Consider the following 18,522-nt stretch of genomic DNA (forward strand, 5'->3'; position numbering starts at 1 on the left):
GCATTGGCCGGCTGGCTCAAGGCTGCCGAACAGCGCGGATCCAGTCGAGCCGCGCGGCTGGAATGAGGCCGTAATTGTAGAAATTGATGCCGTCGACACCGGGCGCCAGCGCTGGCTTCACCTTGGCCGCAAGAATGTCGGGGCGGGCCATTTCCGGATAGAACAGCCGGTAGCCGGCGCCGAGGAATTTGTCCGCGCCCAGTGCCGCACGGCCGGCCGCCATCAGGCTGGCGACATCGCCGGCCTGCATGTCGTAGGCGCACAGGATCGCCCCGTCGCAGACCTTGCCCAGCGCTGCCAGATCGCAACCGCCAAGCCAGCCGTCTTTCAGATCGATAATAACGACCCGCGTCGTGGGATCGGCTACCTCGCGCAGTTCGGCGACCAGGCTGGTCACTGGCTCGAATCGCCACAAGAGATAGGCATGGAGCTCCGGCCAGGGGGCAAAGGCGTCGATGCCGCAGGCGGGAAAATCGGGAAAGCGCCGCTCAGGCATCGCACGCTCGCAGGTCTCGACGATCCATTGCCTGGTGAGCTTGCGCGCCGCCTCGGCATCGATGCCGGCTTTTGCCGCACGGGCGACGCAGGACGGACAGAAGCACAGAGACAAAAGAAAATCGTCTTCCGGCGTCAGCCCGACACCGTCCTTCTCGTGATGGTATTCATGGGCAAAGCCCATGAAGGACGGGCTTTCAAGTTCTATCCGGTCCGGCCGGTAGCTGTGCGAGATGTCGGCGATCAGCGCGCGGACATAGGCGCGCGCATCGGGATGGGAGGGGCAGAGATTGTAGTAATTGGCATCGCCGAAGGCGTTGCGGGTGACGGCCTGCGGATGCAGCATGCCCAGGCGGGTGTTGTGCAGGCAGACCGTCCAGCACGAAACTCCTAGTCCGCCCGCGTCGCGACGGCGGATGAGCTGACCGAGCACGTCGCCGCCCTCAGTGATCACGTCAGCCACCTTGGACTGGATGGCTAGACTTCCCCAGCGCGCAGCGGTCGGCTTGAAATAGATGGTGCCGTCCTCAGGGAAATAGGCCTTGCGGCGCGGGCTGCGCGGCTGCAGGAAGCGCCCGGCATGATAGGATGTCGCCAGGCTGATCATGTTGAGCCCGGCGCGCTCGACAAGATCACGTTCGACCGTCTCCAGGCCGAGATCCTGGATGTCCCAGGGATAGGTCCACATGGACAGTTGCTGCATGGAATATCCTCTGCCTTTGGCTCAGCCGTCGACCGGCTCTGCGACCTGCATTAGGCAGTCGCCCGCCTCACACATCGTGTGCAGCCGGCGCGACAGCACCAAGCCGCTTTCGGCGAAATGCAGGGCCTCCTCGGCAACATCGAGCCGCTCGAGATCGTGGTACCAGCCGGCCAATTGTCCTGAAGTGACACTGTCGCCGAGCCTAGCGGCGGGCTCGAACCAGCCGCGGCGGGTGGCATAGAGGCCCTGGCTGTGCCTGGACAGGGACAGCAGCCTTGTCGGCGCCGAAGGCTTTTCGCCCGCGCCAAGAACCGGCGCGTCGACCACACCCATTGCTATCATCAGACGGTCGAGCGCGCGGGCCGTGATCGCCATCGAATCGACCGTTGCGGTGCCACCGCCGCCGAACTCACCGCTGACGCCGACGGCGCCGGCGCGGCGCGCTGCGCCCATCGAGGTTGGCGAGGCCTGGCCGTTGTCAGCGATAAAGCCGTAGGGCATGCCGAGCGTGCGCATCAGCTCGACGCCACGCCGGTGGCGCTCGGGATCGGCGTTGCGTTCGACCAGCGCGGTCGGCAGATGCTCCATCGACGTGCCGCCCGAATGGATATCGAAGACGACGTCGTGACGAGGAAACAGCTCCGTCTCAAGGAAATTGGCGAGCCGGCTTGTCGGCGTTCCCGAGGGATCGCCGGGAAACGCCCGGTTGAGATTGCCGCCGTCGAGCGGCGAGCAGCGCTTGGCGGCCATCACCGCAGGGGCGTTGGCCATCGGCATGATGGTGATGCGGCCCTTGATCCGCTTCGGATCGAGCCGGCGCGCCAGTTTTGCCAGCGACAGCTCGCCCTCATATTCGTCGCCGTGATTGCCGGCCATCAAAAGCAGTGACGGGCCGTCGCCATTGCGGATAAGGCAGATCGGCACCTTGACCTGAAAGTAGGGCGAGCGATCGATCGAGAACGGAATGCTTAGATGGCTGAGCGTCTTGCCGTCGCGGTCGAAATCGAGCGTGTGGGCGAGGCCGGTGTGCATGGTCAGACCGCCGCGACCGCGGTGATTTCGATGCGGAGATCAGGGTCGGCAAGCCGCGCCTCGACGCAGGCCCGCGCCGGCAGGCGGGCAGGATCGATCCAGGCATCGTAGATGCTGTTCATGGCCTCGAAATCACCGATCTGCGGCAGGAAGATGTTGACCGCCACCAACTTCGACTTGCTGCTGCCGACCTCGACCAGCAGCGCCTCGACTTTGGCAAGCACGTCGCTGGTCTGGCCTTCGATGCCGGCCTTGCGATCGTTGGCCACTTGGCCGGCTATGTGAACGAGGCCGCCATAGACGACTGCCTGCGACATGCGCGAGCCGGACTGAAAATACTTGATCATATCGGATCCTTTCGAGGTTCTCTTTTTGGGGGATCTGGTCAGCCGAACCAGGTGGGGAAAGCGTGGCGGACGTGGCCGGTCGCGTCGACGCCGAAGATCACGCGATAACGGTCGAGGCAGGTGCAGGGATGCGAGATGCCGAATTCGACGACGTCGCCGACGGCCACGTCGTCGCTCGGTGCAATCGACAGGAAGGAATGCTGGTCGTTGAGCTTGACCACCTCGGCGCGCGCCGCCGGCATCGGCAGCGGCTTGCAGGCACGAAAGACGGTGAGCGGCGTTGGAAAGCCCTGGTCGAACGACACGTCGCGCATGCCCATGCCGCAGATGACAAGGCCCGGCTCCGGACGCGACAGCACTTCGGCCCAAAGGCGTAGCGCAGGGCGAAAGGAATGCCGCGCCGAAGCGCTGATGCCGCCTATGGCAAAACCTTTGCGGGCATCGAGGGCGCCGAGCGAACGGTCATAGGTGCCGTGGTCGTGGAAGAAGATGGCGCCGCTGCGCAGCACCAGCGTTGCGTTGCCGTCGCTGGAAACGAGGGGTGCAAGCGCCGCGACCACCTGGTCGAAGAAGGCGGAGCCGCCGGCTGTGACGATCAGCGGTGCGTCGCCGCCGACGCGGGCACGCAGCCGCAGGAACATGTCGGCGGTCATTGCCAGCAGGCCGGATATCACCTCATCGGTGCGACCGGGCTCGGGTTGCGCCGCCGCCCCTTCATAGGTCGCAACGCCGGCGATCAGCAGCCGCCCGCCGGCAGCCGTGATCGCATCGGCGATGGCCTCGGCTTGCGCGGTGGTGCGGGCGCCCGCCCTGCCCGCACCAAGTTCGACCAGCACGCGCAGCGGCGGCAGCGCCGCATTGGCGCGCCAAGCCTCGGCAAGCGCGTTCACGGCGTCGACCGAGTCGGCAAAGACATAGAGCTCGGCATCCGGCCAGGCACCAGCAAGCACGGCCAGCCGGTTGGCGCCGCCGGCTCCTCCAACCTCATTGGCGATGATCAGCCGTGTCAAGCCGGCCTTCAGCATCACTGTCGCTTGCCTGATGTCGGCGACCGTCGTGCCCCATGCGCCGGCCTCGACCAGCGACCGGGTAAGATCGGGCGCCATCGGCGTCTTGGCATGCGGAGCGATCGCAACATTGTGTTCGCGCGCATAGCGCAGGAACAGGTCGCGATTGGCGGAGAAGGCCGCCTCGTCGAGGGTCAGCACCGGAAGCGCCATGCGTCCATCGGCCGGATGCCAGTGCTCGGCCGCGACAAGGCTGCTGTCCAGCCCGGTTGTGCCGGGAGGCACGCCGCGGATGCGGTCGTCGAGCCGAAAATTTTCGCGCACCGAAAGGGCTGGAACCGGTGAGTTTTCAGTCATGCGATGCTAACCCTTTTACCGTCGCAGAACGAAGCCAGGATCGATCGCCGGTCACAGCCTGAGAGAGATACGTGCCAGAACCTTACGCCGGACCGATCATCGACGCCCATCATCATCTTTGGGATCTCAGACTGGGACGGCATCCCTGGCTCGCCGCCACGGCCAGCGAGCGCGGCGGCCTCGGCGAGCTTGGCCCCTTGCGGCGGAACTATCTGCCCGGGGATTATGCGCGCGATGCCATAGGGCATAATGTCGTCGCCACCGTCCATGTCGAAGCCGGCTGGGCGAGTGGCGACTGCATCGGAGAAACGCGCTGGCTTGAAACACTCGACAAATCGCGCGGCGTCGCCGCCCGCTATGTCGTTCACGTGCCGCTCGCCGATCGCCAGGCGCCGGCGCTGATCGAAGCGCAAGCCGCGTTCGAGCGTGTCGCCGGCGTGCGCGACATATTGAGCTGGGATCCCGACCCTGCCCGCCGTTTTGCGGCCCGTGACGGCATCATGGACGATCCGGCCTGGCGCGCCGGGCTTGCCTTGCTTGGCCAGCATCGGCTGGCCTTCGACATGATGGTGTTTCCGCGCCAGCTCGCCGACGCGGGGCTGCTTGCCAGGGCCTTCCCCGATCAGCAATTCGTGCTCAACCATTGCGGTAGCCCGATCGACCGCGACGCCGATGGCATGCAGGTGTGGCGCGACGGGCTGCGGCTTCTGTCGCAATGCGACAACGTCGCCATCAAAATATCGGATCTGGTCGCCTACGATCATGACTGGACGCTCGACAGCCTGAAGCCCGTCGTCCTGCATTGCATCGATTGTTTCGGCACCGGTCGCGCCATGTTCGGCAGCGACTTTCCGGTCGCCGGCCTGCATGCCTCGTTCGATGACATATATGACGGCTTCAAAACCATCACAGCGGACTTTTCCGCCGACGAGCAGACGGCGCTGTTCTTCGGCAACGCAAGGCGCATCTATCGGCTCGACGATGTGTCATCGGCGCGCCTGCTCCCGGCCTGAGAGCAGCAGCAGGCCGAGGATCAGCGAGCCGAACAGGATGCTGCGCCAGCCGGGCGATGCGTTGACGACGGTGATCAGCGCGGTGATGGTGACCAGCAGGATGGCGCCGGGGATGGTGCCGGCATAGGTGCCAAGCCCGCCGAGGATCGAGGTGCCACCGAGGACCACGGCGGCAATCGAGGCGAGCAGATAGGGATCGCCGATGCCGACATAGCCCTGTCCGTTCATGCCCAACACGAGCACGCCGGCAAGTCCCGAGCAGAAGCCGCTGATGCCGTAGACCGCAAGCGTCGTGGACGTGACCGGAACACCGGACAGCGCCGCGGCAAGCGGGTTGGCGCCCATGGCAAAAATCCGGGCGCCGAGCGATGTCGCATGCATCGTGGTCAGCACGATCGCCGAGACGACCACCCACAACAATACGCCAGCGGGAATGCCGGCCGGCCGGCCATTGCCGAGCCAGTGGACCAGCGGGTTCTCGGCGGTCACGGCGCTGCCGCCGGCGATGATGATCAACAGACCCTGCAAGAATGTCGCCATGGCCAATGTCATGATCATCGGGTGGACGCGCAGCAAAGCGACGCCGAGCCCGTTGACCAGGCCGATTGCCGTGGTCAGCACCAGAACGGCAAGAATGGCGGTGATGCCGGTCGGATCCACCTGCCACGACAGCAGCGGCAGGCTGACGGCGCTGACCGTGACGATGGCCGCGACGGAAAGGTCGATGCCGCCGGCGATCACCACAAAAGTCTGGCCCGCGGCAACCAGGCCGATGACGGCGCCGAGCTCCACCAGATAGCGCAGATGGCCATAAGCGCCGAAGCCGCGCGAAACGAAGCTCGCCACGATCCAGACCGCGGCAACGATGGCAACGGTGAGAAACGGCCGGCTGCGCAGGACCGTCAGGGCGCGTTTGCCGCCCGCGCTGTCATTCCATGCTGTCATTGCTGTGCCTTGCGGAATTGCGGGATGGCGACCGCGCCGATGATGATCAGGCCCTGGGCCACATATTGTGCGACCGGCGTGAAGCCGAGGAAGAACATGACGCTGATCATCAGGCTGAGCAGCAGGCTGCCGGCAAGCGCGCCGCGCATCGTGCCCTGGCCGCCGAGGAAGCCGATGCCGCCGAGCACCGCAGCGGCAATCGAGTTCAGGGTAAAGGCGGCGCCGATGACCGGGTCGCCCGAACCGGTCTGTGCGGCGACGAACAAGCCGGCGCCGGTGGAGAGCAGACCGCTGATCGCATAGGCCGCAATGCGCGCGCCGTCGACCGGCACGCCGGAGCGATAGGCGCCGACCGGATTCTCGCCGGCGGCATAGAGGCTCAAGCCAAGCGGCGTGGCGAGATAGAGCTTCCACAGGAGAACGATGAGCACCAGCAGCACGAATGCCGCCGGTGTGTTGCCGGCAAGCAGGTCGGACAGCCACGCCGGGATTGCGCCGCCGGGCCGCGGCAGGATCAGCAGTGCGGCGCCGCCGATGATGAACGACCCGGCAAGCGTCACCACGATGGCCGGCAGCCGAAGCCGTACCACGATGAAGCCGGTCGCCGCCCCGATGCCGAGGCCCGTCAGCGCCACCGCGGCAGTGCCCCCGGCGACGCCCAGCGGCCCGGCCATCGTCGTCGCGGCGATGACCGCGCCCAAGCTGACCGTCGCGCCGATGGCCAGGCTGATGCCGCCGGTGAGCATCAGGATCGCCTGCGCCATCGCGACCAGAGCCAATGGAAACCAGCTCTGCGTGAATTTGGCGAAGCCGGACGCCGTGAACAGACCCGGAAAGAGGACGCCATAGGCGATGAGAAACACCAGGACGACGGCAAACAGGCTGCGCACGCCGACATTGCGACGCAGTTGCACCGGCCAGTAGAGCGCGCCGGTCTGCCGGGCGGAGGAAGATGTGTTCATGCCGCAACCTTCCGCTGTTCGGCGCCCATCGCCGCGGAGACGATGGCTTCCTCGCTCAGCGCTCCACGCGCCAGCATGGCGACGATGCGGCCTTCGCGGACGATGGCTACACGGTCGCAAAGGTGCACGAGTTCGGGCGTGTCGGAACTGAGCAGCACGACCGCCTTGCCGGCGGCGGCGAAATTGCGAAGCATCATGTAGATCTCACGCTTGGTTTCGACGTCGACGCCGCGCGTCGGATCGTTGAGCAGAAGCACCAACGGGTCGTGCGGCATCCATTTCGCCAGCGCCACCTTCTGCTGGTTGCCGCCCGATAGAGCCTGCGCCGCCCGGCCGAGGTGACCCTTGATGCCGAGTTGGGCGGCAAGGCTTTTGGCCGTCTCGCGCTCTGCGCGGCGGCTGCGCAGCTTCAGCGCCGGCAGCCTGGCAAAGGCGGGCAGCATCATGTTGGTGATGATGGGATGGATCAGGTGCAGGCCCTCGCGCTTGCGATCCGCGGGCACATAGGCCAGCCCCAGCGCGTTGGCTTTCGGCACGCCGCCGGGCAGGCCGGAGGCGCCGTTGACGGTCGCCGACGCCGTCCGTGCCGGAATGGCGCCGTAGAGACCGAGCAGCAGATCTTCCTGCCCTTGCCCGACCAGGCCGCCAATGCCAAGCACTTCGCCCGTTTTGATATCCAGATCGACGTCGCGCATCAGGCCGGCCGAAAGATTTCGGACGGAGATAGCGTCGGCAAGCAAACTGGAAGGCTGCCATTGCGGAAAAAGATCACCGGGATCGCGGCCGACCATCAGCCGAACCAACCCGGCGGCGTCGGTGCCTTCCAGGGTGCGGTCGGCCGTGCAGGTGCCGTCCTTCAGCACGGTGACGTGCTGGCACAGCGCCATGACTTCGTTCAGTCGGTGCGAGATGTAGAGAATGGCGATGCCTTCGCCGCGCAACCGCTGCAGCAGATCGGTGAGGATTTTGGTTTCGGTTGCCGATAGCGACGATGTCGGTTCGTCGAGAATGAGCACGCGCGGCCGGCGGTAGAGCGCCTTGGCGATCTCCACCATTTGGCGGCGGCCGAGCGACAGATTCCCGACCGGCGTCGACAGCGGCTCGTGCAGCCCGACAAGTTCGCATGCGGCCCTCGCCCGCGCAGCGAGTTCGCGGTAGTCGATCAGGCCGAACCGTTTGGGATAGGCGCCGAGACCAACATTTTCGGCGATGGAAAGACTGGCCGTCAGGCTGAGTTCCTGCTGGACGACGGCGATGCCGGCCTGCCGCGCAACAGCTGGCGTCATGCGTGAGACCGCGCGTCCATCGACCTCGATCGTCCCGCCATCCGGTCTCAAGGCGCCGGACAAAAGGTTGATCAAGGTCGACTTTCCGGCGCCGTTCTCGCCGAGCAGCGCATGCACGCGGCCCGGCTGGAGAGCGATTGAAACGTCGCGCAGGACGGGGTTGCCGAAGAAAGACTTCGACACCCCGCGCGCCGCGAGCAGCGGAGCCATGGTTGTCAACGCTACAACCCTTCAGGCTTATTTCTGAGCCAGCAGCTTCTTGAACAGCTCCTCATCGTAAGGAGAAAAGATGTAGCCGTCAGCCGGGAAGTCCTTGGCCCGGGCGAGGTATTCGTCGATGTTGGAATTGTCGATCACCGGCAGCGGAATCTTGACGAAAGCCGGCACATCCTTGCCTTCCAGCGCCTGAACGGCGGTGTAGGTGGCGAAGGCGCCGAGCCAGTTCGGCTGCATCGTCGCCCAGCTCTTCAAGCCCTTTTCTTTCCAGAGTTCCAAAAACTGCCGGGCGTTCTCACCGGTGATCGGCACCTGTTCACGGCCCTGCTTGTCGAGGGCCAGCACGGCGCCTGCCGACAGAGCGCCGCCGAGCGACAGGATGCCGTCGATCTCGGGGTTGGCGAAGAGCAGGCTGGTGACGGCTTCCTGTGCCGGCGCGACGTTGTAGGGCGTGTTGGTCTCGGCAAGCACCGTCACGTCGGGATGGGCCTTGAGCTCAGCGTCGGCGCCTTTGCGCCTGTCATCGCTGACCGAAACCCCGGCGGGGCCATTGAGGATCAGGATCTTGCCCTTGCCGCCGATGGCGTCGATCAGGAACTTGGCGGCCTGGTCGCCCCATTGCGAAGAATCGGTGTTGACCTTGGCGGTGACCTTGTCGGTGTCGACGAGGCTGTCGAAGTTGATGATGGCGATGCCCTTGGCGCAGGCGTCGGCCAGAACGCGTGCCGGTGCGGTCGACGAACCGGCGATCAGGATGATGGCGTCGACATCGGAATCGATCATCGACTGAATCTGCTGGATCTGGACGTTGGCATCGCCCTGAGCGTCGGTGACGACGAGCTTGTCGACCAGTCCCTGCTTCTTCAGGGTCTCGACTTCGGCTTCGATCGTGCCTTGGGTCTGCTTCATCCAGGTCGGCACGGAATAGATGTTGGCCCAGCCGATCGTGTACGGCGCCTTGCGGTCGCCCTTGATGCAGTTGGCGGCAGCATTGGCCTGCGAGGCGACGCCAAAGCTCAGCACGAGACCGAGGCAAAGCGCGCTGGCGGATGCGAAAAACGGTGATTTCATCATGACTGTTCCCTTCAGAGGTTGTGGCCTCGACGTGCAGAACAAGGGCGAGGAAACCCGTCGGTCGCCGGGTCTTGGAAACCGTGTGTCCTCTCGGGATTTGTCTGCGTCCGGCTCGTTAGTTTGTCTGGTATTTCAGACAATGTGTCTGTATATCGGACAAATTGGATGCTAGACCGAGCCTTGACATCTTTCAAGCGCCTTGAGACGAGAACCGAAATGATTTTGGCGGATGGTCATGAGCGACGGCACTAACGATGCGATCGGGAAGGAAGCCGGCGCGGAGCCGCGCAACGGCGAACGACGACGCGGCATTGACCGCGTCATCATGCTGCTCGAGGCGTTGCTGCGGCACCGCGCGCCAATGCGCGTCGGCGACATCGCCAAAATGATCGGCGCGCCGCGTTCGACCACCTACGAGATCGTCAACAGCCTGCTCGACGCCGAAATGCTCGAAAACGTCGGCGGTGAAGGTTACGTCTATTTCGGACGCGCCATGCATCTGTTCGGCTGGGCCTACTCACATCACAATGCCCATTACCGTCGCATCATCGAGACCTTGGATAAGTTGGCCGCCGAGACAGGCGAGACGGTCCAGCTATGCGGCCTGCGTGGCAACAAATACGTCGTTCTTGACTGCCGAGATTCCCCAGGCCCGTTCCGGATCTCAAGCGATGTTGGGGTTGAGGTGCCGATCCCATGGACGGCATCCGGACGGCTGCTCCTCGGCCATATGAACGAGCAAGAGTTGAGGGATTTCATCCCATCTGGCGACTACAGGCTTCCCGACGGCCGCATCATTGCACCAGCCGAATTCTTTGCCGATGTTGCCTTGGCCCACCGGCAGGGTTTCAGCGAGACCACAGCCTTGGCCGACCGTTTCACCTGGTGCATGGCGGCCCCCATCCGTGACGGCCACGGCGCCATCAAAAGGACCTTGTGTTTGGTGTTACCCGTCGACACGCCGGAGCCACGGCGCGACGAACTGCTTGCGTTGCTGCGCGAGCGCGCCCGTGGACTGTCTCTGGCGGGAGGCTGACGATCAGCCGTCGTGCCCTCAGGTTGAAGCCTCTTAAAGGCACATGGATTCCGCTCTTCCCCATTGGTTCCATTTAGGTTCCGGACCTTAGTCCCATAGTCGGTGGATAAGGTCCAAACCAGGGAACACGCAACCGGAAGCCACATTAGGAGAAGACCGTCGATCAAAGTCCCTTCATCGCCGGTTGAGGATCCCGCCGCTCTTACTGTCGAGAGCGCGGCGGGATCCTTACGCGCGGAGCGAGCACATGAGATTTGTCGAGATTTTCACAGATGTGCTTACGGCCCTGCTTCTCGCTTTATTCGTGTGCGGGATATTCGCTGTTTTCGGAGGCCATCTGGTTCCTCCACGCTACGCAAAGATGGTGTTGCTGCCGGACCTCGATAAGATGACGACTGCATCATCTACACCCAGCTTGCCCGATTCCATCGACTTGCAAGTTCAAAAGCGCCCAGAGGTGCAAAGGTCTGCCGGCGTGACACAGCGCGCAGTCGGTCTGGAGCCGCCAGTGCCATCCAGCAAGCGGTAAGAATCAGCGGAGGTTTTGTGGCTCCCCAGAGAGCGCCGGCGATTATTGACAGACCCGGCTCTTGAAATTGGCTGAAATCGCCGCTCCACATTTCCGCATCTGTTTGAATTGTGTTTATCAACTAGTGCGAACGCTATGGCGAAGCAGGTTGAGCTGGCGGCGTTCCTGGCTGATCCCCGCCAGTGCTTGATCGCGGCGTGGGATCCTTGTCGAGCTTGGGATTTCGGTCCACCGGTTCGCCATTCACATCATCGGCCTTGGAGTTTGCAGGGTCCGTTTGGCCAGGATTTGGGCTGTAAGTAGCTGGCGATGGAACCCGGCTGTTTTGCTGTGTCGCCGGTGTCTTAGCCTGCTCGCCATAGATTTCAGCGATCCCCCAGGCAACGAGCGCCAAGACAAGGCCTGCCAAGAGCACGCCAAGGACCGGTCGCCCCAAGCCACCCTGCCTGGCCCGCTTTTCCGGAATGTTTCTGCTCATGATCGCAACCTTGGGCTAAGAGGAGTGGCCCGCGCTCCAGGAGCGAAGACGCGGGCAGTCAAGAGCTCCGGATGTTGGCCATGCGGCGAACAGGGAACTCGCTGCACATACCGAACTCGCTGGCGCTGTTGATGTTCCCACGGAATCCAAACAGCGCGCCGCCGGGAGCCGGACTGGCAATTTGGGTTGGAGTGGCTGGAACGAGCCAGCTCAAGGTCAACGAGCGGCGGTGTGCGTAAGCGGGCATTGCGAGCCAGACTGGAACTTTGCCGAATCTGCCGCGTTGCCGACCATGGCCGACTACAACAGACCACCAATCCGGTGCTGACCGGTTGCAAGGCCCGCGTTGCCACCAGGGACATCTGTTTGAAGGCTATCTGAATTTGCTCCTCGTTGTTGGCGATTCCGCCCGATGGAACATCCTGATCCGCTCGCGGTTGGGGAAGCCCGGGCCAGCGGCAGGAGCATCATCATGAACGTCGAACGTAACCCGGCCGAAGACAGAGGCGATATTCAGTCTGGGGTGACAGAGGACAAGACGCCGGGATTCGACCCGGCGGCGGCGCCTATGGAAACCGATGCCGAAGCAGCAGACACCTGCGCCGTGCCGGTTCCCGCAGCGACGGGCACGCCGGCTTTCGCTAATCAAGCAAGCTTCGCCAATGCGATGCGGCGGCCGGACGACGAGCGCGCCCCGGCCCCGAGTAAAAACGGCCCGGTGCTGGCCATTGTCGCGCTTGTCGTCGTTGCCGCCGTCGTGTTCGTTGTCGCCGCGATTCTGGCGCGATAGCAGATCCTGCGCTTGCGCCAAACCTCTGCGAAGCGATCAGGGATGCGGTCGTGGCAGCAGGCGATCAGCGGCTGGAAAAACAAGCTGCAGGTTGCAGCGGCGCATGGCACGCCGGCCGGCACCCTGACCGAGCAGCATTGCGGCATGGCCGAACCCGGCTCGGCCGCCAAGGGTTGAGGCCGGATGCTCGTTCGAAGCGGGAACATTTCACATCAAGCCAAGTTCGGGCTCGCAGAGCTTGTCGTCAAGGAACAGCACATGAAGGCCCTGACATGGCACGGCAAAGGCGACATACGTTGCGAACAGGTGGCCGATCTGACGATCCAGGATGAACGCGACATCGCTGCAGAAAGTTCGGAACGGCGATATCGACCCGTCATTCGTGATCACCCATCGGGCTGGCCTCAAGGCCGGGCCCGCACTTTACAAAACCTTCCGCGACAAGGAGGACGGCTGCATCAAAGTCGTGATGCGCCCGCACGGCTGACCGTTCTGTCCAATGGCCCGACTTTGTTGTCCGGCCGTCTGCATGCTGAAAAGGCGAGAGTTGAAAATGGCCAAGAACAAACCCGCATCGACAAACCCGGCCGCCACACCTTCGGTCAGATCGCCTGAGGCCGCCGGCCTGCCACATCCCCCTCGCGATGCTGAAGACAGCGATTCCGGCGCCAGGCCGACGGCGCCCAAGACCGCTGGCGCCCAGCAAGCGTCCAGATCGCCGCTCGACAGCCGCGTTGCAAATCGCAATGCCGGCCGTCCTCGTCAGGCAGGCACGACGCCTCGGCCGACCGACGAACCGCTGGAGTAAGATGAAACCTAAGCTGCGGCGCGTGTATCCGCACCGCGGTGTGTGCAGTCAGGCTCTTCCTTCCCTGCCGACTGCGCATACAGGTCTTGATCTCTCGTGGATCGTCGGGATCGGCAATCAAGACTTTAGCGGGAAATTCGGTGGTACCGTTGGCTGGGATCGAACCAGCGACCTCCGGATCCACAATCCGGCGCTCTAACCATCTGAGCTACAACGGCACGTTCGCCTGAGCCAGATCGTGGTGAAAATTCATTCTCCGAGATCCGCTCTGTCGTTCGGCGATGCGTCCAATACGGTCTATCAGAGACTAATTCAAGGCCTTTGATAAGGCAAAGCCGGTTCTGCCAACAGGCGCCGGTTTTCTTCGGCAAAAGAAAAAGGCCGGCGGGAGGAGGTGCCGGCCTTTTCCTGTTACGAGCCAGCGGGAGGAGGTGCTGGCTGGTCACCCCGGAGAGCAGAGGGAGGAGGTTCCACTCGCCGGGTATTCATTTGGACAACTCTATCGCACACCTATTTGTCTGACGAAATGCGACGTTTTGATGCATCGCAGAGTTGTGCGCAATTGTTAGGCGGCCTTGATGTCCTTCAGGGCCTTCTCGAAAGCGGTCTTGACCGGCTTGGCGACGTCTTCGGCAGCCTTCGAAGCAACAGCCTGGAAGTCCTTGGCCTGCTCGACCGTGGTCTCGACGCGCTTGCGCAGGAAGGCGGTCTGCAGTTCGACCACTTCCGACAGCGACTTGGCGCCGATGAGGGCCTCGAGATGCGAGAAGCCGGCTTCGGCATTGGCGCGCAGAGCGGCGATGGTCTTGAGCGACAGGTCGCTGGAAACGGTCTTGGCAGTCTCGAAGGTCGATTCCAGGACTTTCTGGGTCTCTTCGGCGCCGGTCTTCAGCTTGGAGTAGGCTTCCTTCGACTGCTCGACGCCCTTTTCGGCGAAAGCGCGGATCTGGTCGGTTGCCTTGGAAGCGTCGAAGCTCGGGAATTCGACGTTTTCGATGGTCTCAGCGGTCTTGGCCTTGGTCATTTTCCATCCTTTCGGGGTAGCGGCTTTGACAAAAAGCCGTCTCGTTCATGTATGATGGCAATATAGCGGTTTTTTTGTGCGATGCAATATGTTTGTTGCAGTGCACCATAAATTTCTTCCCATGCGTCACCCAAGAGGTTATCCAGGGACATTCCGAGAGGCTGTTAACCAAGTGGCCAGAGATTCCACCTGCTTCCCGCCATGGCTTGTGGACCTTCGCCGCGCGGGCTTTTATTAACAAAGCGTTAACTGCAAATTGCCCGCCTTGTAGGTTCGCCAAGAGGGGTTCGCCAAGAGGTTTCACCGAAAGGGTCCGCCAAGCGCATGCCTTCCGAGAACTACTCTTTCCTCGATGTCGCCGTGCTTGATGCGGTTCGCCAGCGCTTCGCCGCCGGCGACGCGATCGCGATTCTGTCGGCCGACCTCGAACAGGTGATCTGGGCCAACGGCCCGGGCGCTGCGGTGTTCGGCTATCCCGATATCGAGGCCATCATCGGCGCCTCGGCTCAGCTGCCGCTGATCGCCAGGCGCCAGATCATGGCGACCGCGGGCTTCCCGCAGATCGGCAGCGACCGCGCCATTACGGTACGGCTGGCGACCGGCATCACCAGCCGCGCCGTCGGCTTCCTGGCCAGTGCGGTGACTATGCCGGACGGCGAAAGCGCCATTATGCTGGTGGTGCCGGCAGCGCAGGCCGGCTCGCGCAGTGCTGCCGACATTGCGGCCCGCGCCATCAGCGGCTTTACCGAAGACGGCCATTTCATCGCCTTTGTCGACGCCGCCGGCACTGTCGAGGCGGCTTCGGATGGCTTTGGCGCGCTCGCCATCCGGCCTGAGACGCTGGCCGCGCTTGTCGCCGACGTGGCGAGCCAGGACGACCGCATCGTCAAGCGGCTGGTCCCCGGCGGCGCAAAGTCCTATCCGGCCGGCTTCGCGCGCCTGACCGAGTCCAGGCATCTGCTGGTGGTCATCGACGAGGATCAGCTCGGTGAGGAAAATCCTGTCGGCGAGCTGGATGCCGAACCTGCTGCAGCGCAGGTCGACGATGGCCCGGCGCAAGCCGCCGCGGAGAACGCGGTAACGGTGGATGCGGTGGCTGACCACCCCACCGCAAGCGGGAATCAGGGCGCCCCACTCGCGGCCGCGCCTGATGTCGGGGAGACAGGTCCGGCTGCCACCGAGCATGATGCTTCGGCGTCAACCGATACAAAGGCGGACCATCGCGAGCAGACGACCGGCCGCGAGCAGGCGGCGAATGACAGCGCGCCGGCGCAACATGATCATTGGTACTTCCATGCCGGCGAAGAGCCGCAGGCGGGCGAGCCGGACAGCCCGGCGCAGGCCGAGCCGGACTCTGTTTCCCCGGCCGAGAGTGCGCAGTTGGACAGCAGTGCCGCTGCGCCCGCCCTGCCGTCCGACGCAGCCCCACCGGCTGCGCCTCCCGCCAAACGTGAGGTCGACCGCTCGGCGCCGCCGCTGCGCTTCGTCTGGCGCACCGACGCCGACGGCAAGTTCAGCGCGCTGTCGCCGGAATTCGGCGACATTGTCGGCAAAGCCGCCGCCGACGTGATCGGCCGCCGCTTCAAGGACGTCGCGACAACTTTCGGCCTCGACGCCTCGGGCGAGATCGCGGGCCTGCTTGAACGGCGCGACACCTGGTCGGGCCGCTCGGTACTGTGGCCGGTTGCCGGCTCCGACCTGAAGATACCGGTCGATCTGGCAGCACTGCCTGTCTATGGCCGCAGCCGCGCCTTCGAAGGTTTTCGTGGTTTCGGCGTCGCCCGCGCCGGCGATGCGGTGGTCGATCCGGAAGCAATCGGCATGGCGCTGGTCCCCAATGGCGCGCCACCGGCAGCAGCCGAGCCGGCCCCGGAACAGCCCGTGGCGGAAGCTCCCAAGGCGGCCGATCCGTTCGAGGGCGAAGTGCCGGCACTGACCATCGTGCCGAAGCAGGAACGTCGTTTTGCCGACAAGGTCATCCGGCTGGCCGAGCATCGGCAGCCCGCCAGCGACAAGCAGCCGACAAGCGAGAGGGGCCTGTCGACGCTGGAGCGCAGCGCTTTCCGCGAAATCGGCGAGCGGCTGAAGAAGGACAATCCCCCGCCGGAGCAGCCGGAGACTGCCAAGCAGGCCGAACCGGCCAATCCGGATCAGGTAATGCCAGACCAGGCCAAGGCAGATGAGCCCAAGCCGGATCATGTCGAGGCGGACCAGGCTGAAACAGCCGCGCCAGCCCGACAACCCGCCGAGGTCTCGAGTCCGGACGAAGCCGGCCCGGCTGCCGTGGCTGAACCATCGGCAGCCGCACCCGAAAGCGAAACGGCTGAGGCCGAACCGCCGGAAAGCGATGCCGAGGACGAAAAGGACCTGACGCGGCTTGACGGCGAGCAGCCGGACGACGGCCTTGCGGACAGCGAAGCAGGCGAGGCGAAGGCGCCGACAGTGTCGCGCTCCCTGCTCGACTATGCCGATCCCGAACCAGGCTCCGTCACCGAAGACAGTACGGAAGCAACGTCGTCCAACGACGAACTTGCGCCGGCTTCCGAACCGGATGATACGCAAGCCCAAGAGATCGTCGAGGCCGCAGAGCCACAGCCGGTTGTTGCCGAGACGCCGGCCAATGCCGGTGAAGACGACAGCATGACGTCGGCCGACTTCCGCGATGCCGAGGACAATGAGGATTGGGCGCCGTCCGACGAGGCGACCGATTCCGCCGTGGAAGACGGGGACAAGGCCGGCGATGCGGACACAGTGCCGGCAGAACCACAGCGCCTGAAAGTGCCGCCGCTCAAGCTTGAGGGGTTCATGCCTTCGGCATTCTCGGCCGGAGATGAACACAAGGCCCCTGACACGTCGATCCTCGGCAAGCTGCCGGTGCCGCTGCTCATCCATTCGGGCGACGAGCTTCATTACGCCAATGAGGAATTCCTCGGCCTGACCGGCTATGACACGCTTGAGGACCTGAGCGACGCCGGCGGGCTCGACGCGCTGTTTGCCGATCCCTATTCAGAAATGGCCGGCGAAAGCGACCACACACTCAAACTGAAGACGCGCGAGGGCCAGGAATTTCCGATCGAAGCCATTTTGCGTTCGGTGCCGTGGCGCGCCGGCAAGGCGCTGATGCTGGTGGTGCGACGTACCGGCGACAACGAGCCGCCGATGGTTGCGCATCTCGCAGCCGACGAGCAGACGCAGCCCGATGTCTCCGAACTCAAAGCGCGCATTGCCGAGATGCGCACCATCATCGACACCGCGACCGATGGTGTGGTGTTGATCGGCCGCGACGGCGACATCCGCTCGATCAGCCGGCCGGCCGAGGCGCTGTTCGGCTTCGACAGCGACGACGTCACCGGTAAACCGTTCGCCTCGCTGTTTGCCATCGAAAGCCAGCGCGCGGCGCGCGACTATCTGAACGGCCTGTCCGAGCCCGGCGTGGCGAGTGTGATGAACGATGGCCGCGAGGTGATCGGGCGCGAGGCGCAAGGGCGCTTCATCCCGCTGTTCATGACCATCGGCAGGCTGCCCAATGACAGCGGCTTCTGCGCCGTGGTGCGCGACATCACGCAGTGGAAGCGGGCCGAAGAGGATCTGACCCAGGCGCGCGCGGTGGCCGAGCGCGCCTCCTCGCAGAAGACCGATTTCCTCGCCCGCATCAGCCACGAGATCCGCACGCCGCTCAACGCCATTATCGGCTTTTCCGAGCTGATGGTGGACGAGAAGTTCGGCCCGGTAGCCAATGACCGCTACCGCGACTATCTCAGAGACATCAACCGCTCGGGCAACCATGTGCTCGATCTCGTCAATGACCTCCTCGACATTTCGAAGATCGAGGCCGGCCAGCAGGAAATGGACTACGAGGCGGTGTCGCTCAACGATACGCTGGCCGAGACGGTGGCGATGATGCAGCCGCAGGCCAACCGCGAGCGTGTCATCATTCGCTCCAGCTTCGCCTCGCGACTGCCGGAAGTCGTCGCCGACCTCAGAAGCGTGCGCCAGATCGCGCTCAACATCCTGTCCAACGCCATTCGCTATACGCAAGCCGGCGGACAGGTGATCGTGTCGACCGCCTATGAAACCTCCGGCGACGTTGTCATGCGGGTGCGCGATACCGGCATTGGCATGAGCCATGCCGAGATCGAGCAGGCGCTGAAGCCATTCAAGCAGATCAATGCGCTGAAGCGCGGGCGTGGCGACGGCACCGGTCTCGGCCTGCCGCTGACCAAGGCGATGGTGGAAGCCAACCGCGCCCGCTTCACCATCACCTCGACGCCGGGCGAAGGGACGCTGGTCGAGGTCGCCTTCCCGTCGACGCGGGTGCTGGCCGAATAGGGCCGGCCATTCCCGGGCGAGAATCCCGGACAAAGAAAAGGCGTCCAACAGGACGCCTTAAATGGGATTTGCTGTCACAACGGGGGCTTGA

Annotated in this window: 13 protein-coding genes, 1 tRNA gene and 2 pseudogenes; 6 read left to right on the forward strand and 10 right to left on the reverse strand. The window is 64.0% G+C overall.

All coding sequences use genetic code 11. The features are described 5' to 3' along the window. Positions 1–16: 16 nt before the first annotated feature. The 4 genes from NKI64_RS10525 to NKI64_RS10540 are packed head-to-tail and all read right to left on the reverse strand — an operon-like array spanning position 17 to position 3,941. Entirely contained in the window at positions 17–1,198 is a 1,182-nt protein-coding gene (locus tag NKI64_RS10525; RefSeq protein WP_031196132.1) for a hypothetical protein, read from the reverse strand. Between the two features lie 21 nt (positions 1,199–1,219). Continuing rightward, on the reverse strand, positions 1,220–2,230 hold the full coding sequence (locus NKI64_RS10530) for a succinylglutamate desuccinylase/aspartoacylase family protein (protein ID WP_023686805.1): 1,011 nt from the start codon (positions 2,228–2,230) through the stop codon (positions 1,220–1,222). Between the two features lie 2 nt (positions 2,231–2,232). Beyond that, complete coding sequence (locus tag NKI64_RS10535) at positions 2,233–2,577, reverse strand: RidA family protein (protein WP_023686804.1); 345 nt, start codon at positions 2,575–2,577, stop codon at positions 2,233–2,235. Positions 2,578–2,615: 38 nt separating this feature from the next. Next, positions 2,616–3,941, reverse strand: a complete 1,326-nt coding sequence (locus NKI64_RS10540) for an alanine racemase (RefSeq protein ID WP_023686803.1) — start codon at positions 3,939–3,941, stop codon at positions 2,616–2,618. 71 nt (positions 3,942–4,012) lie between these two features. Here NKI64_RS10540 and NKI64_RS10545 point away from each other — a divergent pair, with 71 nt between their 5' ends. Beyond that, complete coding sequence (locus NKI64_RS10545) at positions 4,013–4,954, forward strand: amidohydrolase family protein (protein WP_023692366.1); 942 nt, start codon at positions 4,013–4,015, stop codon at positions 4,952–4,954. On the opposite strand, the gene NKI64_RS10550 is transcribed toward NKI64_RS10545, so the two are convergent. From NKI64_RS10550 to NKI64_RS10565, 4 genes are read right to left on the reverse strand one after another with little or no spacing between them, the layout of a single operon-like run. Further along, a complete protein-coding gene (locus NKI64_RS10550) occupies positions 4,928–5,899 on the reverse strand; it encodes an ABC transporter permease (protein WP_023695084.1) in 972 nt (323 codons plus the stop codon). The genes NKI64_RS10545 and NKI64_RS10550 overlap by 27 nt on opposite strands. Then, positions 5,896–6,861, reverse strand: coding sequence for an ABC transporter permease (locus NKI64_RS10555; protein ID WP_023686801.1), 966 nt, complete (start codon positions 6,859–6,861; stop codon positions 5,896–5,898). The genes NKI64_RS10550 and NKI64_RS10555 overlap by 4 nt, the downstream gene beginning before the upstream one ends. Further along, positions 6,858–8,357: a sugar ABC transporter ATP-binding protein gene (locus NKI64_RS10560; RefSeq protein ID WP_196815217.1), complete on the reverse strand. Its 1,500-nt coding sequence runs from the start codon at positions 8,355–8,357 to the stop codon at positions 6,858–6,860. The genes NKI64_RS10555 and NKI64_RS10560 overlap by 4 nt, the downstream gene beginning before the upstream one ends. Positions 8,358–8,384: 27 nt before the next feature. Continuing rightward, a complete protein-coding gene (locus NKI64_RS10565; protein ID WP_023748647.1) occupies positions 8,385–9,437 on the reverse strand; it encodes an ABC transporter substrate-binding protein in 1,053 nt (350 codons plus the stop codon). 229 nt (positions 9,438–9,666) lie between these two features. Here NKI64_RS10565 and NKI64_RS10570 point away from each other — a divergent pair, with 229 nt between their 5' ends. The 4 genes and pseudogenes from NKI64_RS10570 to NKI64_RS10585 all read left to right on the forward strand — a co-directional run. Continuing rightward, positions 9,667–10,473, forward strand: a complete 807-nt coding sequence (locus tag NKI64_RS10570) for an IclR family transcriptional regulator (protein WP_023723361.1) — start codon at positions 9,667–9,669, stop codon at positions 10,471–10,473. Positions 10,474–11,952: 1,479 nt separating this feature from the next. Further along, a complete protein-coding gene (locus NKI64_RS10575) occupies positions 11,953–12,270 on the forward strand; it encodes a hypothetical protein (RefSeq protein ID WP_031195897.1) in 318 nt (105 codons plus the stop codon). A gap of 63 nt (positions 12,271–12,333) precedes the next feature. Beyond that, positions 12,334–12,447: pseudogene (locus tag NKI64_RS10580) on the forward strand (SDR family NAD(P)-dependent oxidoreductase); the annotation flags it as partial. A gap of 181 nt (positions 12,448–12,628) precedes the next feature. After that, a pseudogene (locus NKI64_RS10585) lies at positions 12,629–12,757 on the forward strand (glutathione-dependent formaldehyde dehydrogenase); the annotation flags it as partial. Between the two features lie 462 nt (positions 12,758–13,219). Here the strand turns inward: NKI64_RS10585 and NKI64_RS10590 are convergent. Further along, positions 13,220–13,296 (reverse strand) — tRNA-His (locus NKI64_RS10590). A 347-nt stretch (positions 13,297–13,643) separates the two neighbouring features. Next, positions 13,644–14,102 carry a phasin gene (locus NKI64_RS10595; protein ID WP_023746256.1) on the reverse strand — a complete coding sequence of 153 codons (459 nt, stop codon included), beginning with the start codon at positions 14,100–14,102 and terminating at the stop codon, positions 13,644–13,646. Positions 14,103–14,426: 324 nt separating this feature from the next. Here NKI64_RS10595 and NKI64_RS10600 point away from each other — a divergent pair, with 324 nt between their 5' ends. Continuing rightward, a complete protein-coding gene (locus tag NKI64_RS10600) occupies positions 14,427–18,431 on the forward strand; it encodes a PAS domain S-box protein (protein ID WP_023746255.1) in 4,005 nt (1,334 codons plus the stop codon). The last annotated feature ends 91 nt before the right edge of the window (positions 18,432–18,522 follow it).

This window comes from Mesorhizobium sp. M0478 (genome assembly GCF_040321305.1).
GTDB lineage: Bacteria > Pseudomonadota > Alphaproteobacteria > Rhizobiales > Rhizobiaceae > Mesorhizobium.

Bases quoted from the DNA above. Each gene is read 5' to 3' on its own strand.
- NKI64_RS10540 (WP_023686803.1), bottom strand. From the start codon at position 3,941: ATGACTGAAAACTCACCGGTTCCAGCCCTTTCGGTGCGCGAAAATTTT.
- NKI64_RS10535 (WP_023686804.1), bottom strand. From the start codon at position 2,577: ATGATCAAGTATTTTCAGTCCGGCTCGCGCATGTCGCAGGCAGTCGTC.
- NKI64_RS10570 (WP_023723361.1), top strand. From the start codon at position 9,667: ATGGTCATGAGCGACGGCACTAACGATGCGATCGGGAAGGAAGCCGGC.
- NKI64_RS10555 (WP_023686801.1), bottom strand. From the start codon at position 6,861: ATGAACACATCTTCCTCCGCCCGGCAGACCGGCGCGCTCTACTGGCCG.
- NKI64_RS10595 (WP_023746256.1), bottom strand. From the start codon at position 14,102: ATGACCAAGGCCAAGACCGCTGAGACCATCGAAAACGTCGAATTCCCG.
- NKI64_RS10600 (WP_023746255.1), top strand. From the start codon at position 14,427: ATGCCTTCCGAGAACTACTCTTTCCTCGATGTCGCCGTGCTTGATGCG.
- NKI64_RS10560 (WP_196815217.1), bottom strand. From the start codon at position 8,357: ATGGCTCCGCTGCTCGCGGCGCGCGGGGTGTCGAAGTCTTTCTTCGGC.
- NKI64_RS10530 (WP_023686805.1), bottom strand. From the start codon at position 2,230: ATGCACACCGGCCTCGCCCACACGCTCGATTTCGACCGCGACGGCAAG.
- NKI64_RS10575 (WP_031195897.1), top strand. From the start codon at position 11,953: ATGAACGTCGAACGTAACCCGGCCGAAGACAGAGGCGATATTCAGTCT.
- NKI64_RS10550 (WP_023695084.1), bottom strand. From the start codon at position 5,899: ATGACAGCATGGAATGACAGCGCGGGCGGCAAACGCGCCCTGACGGTC.
- NKI64_RS10525 (WP_031196132.1), bottom strand. From the start codon at position 1,198: ATGCAGCAACTGTCCATGTGGACCTATCCCTGGGACATCCAGGATCTC.
- NKI64_RS10565 (WP_023748647.1), bottom strand. From the start codon at position 9,437: ATGATGAAATCACCGTTTTTCGCATCCGCCAGCGCGCTTTGCCTCGGT.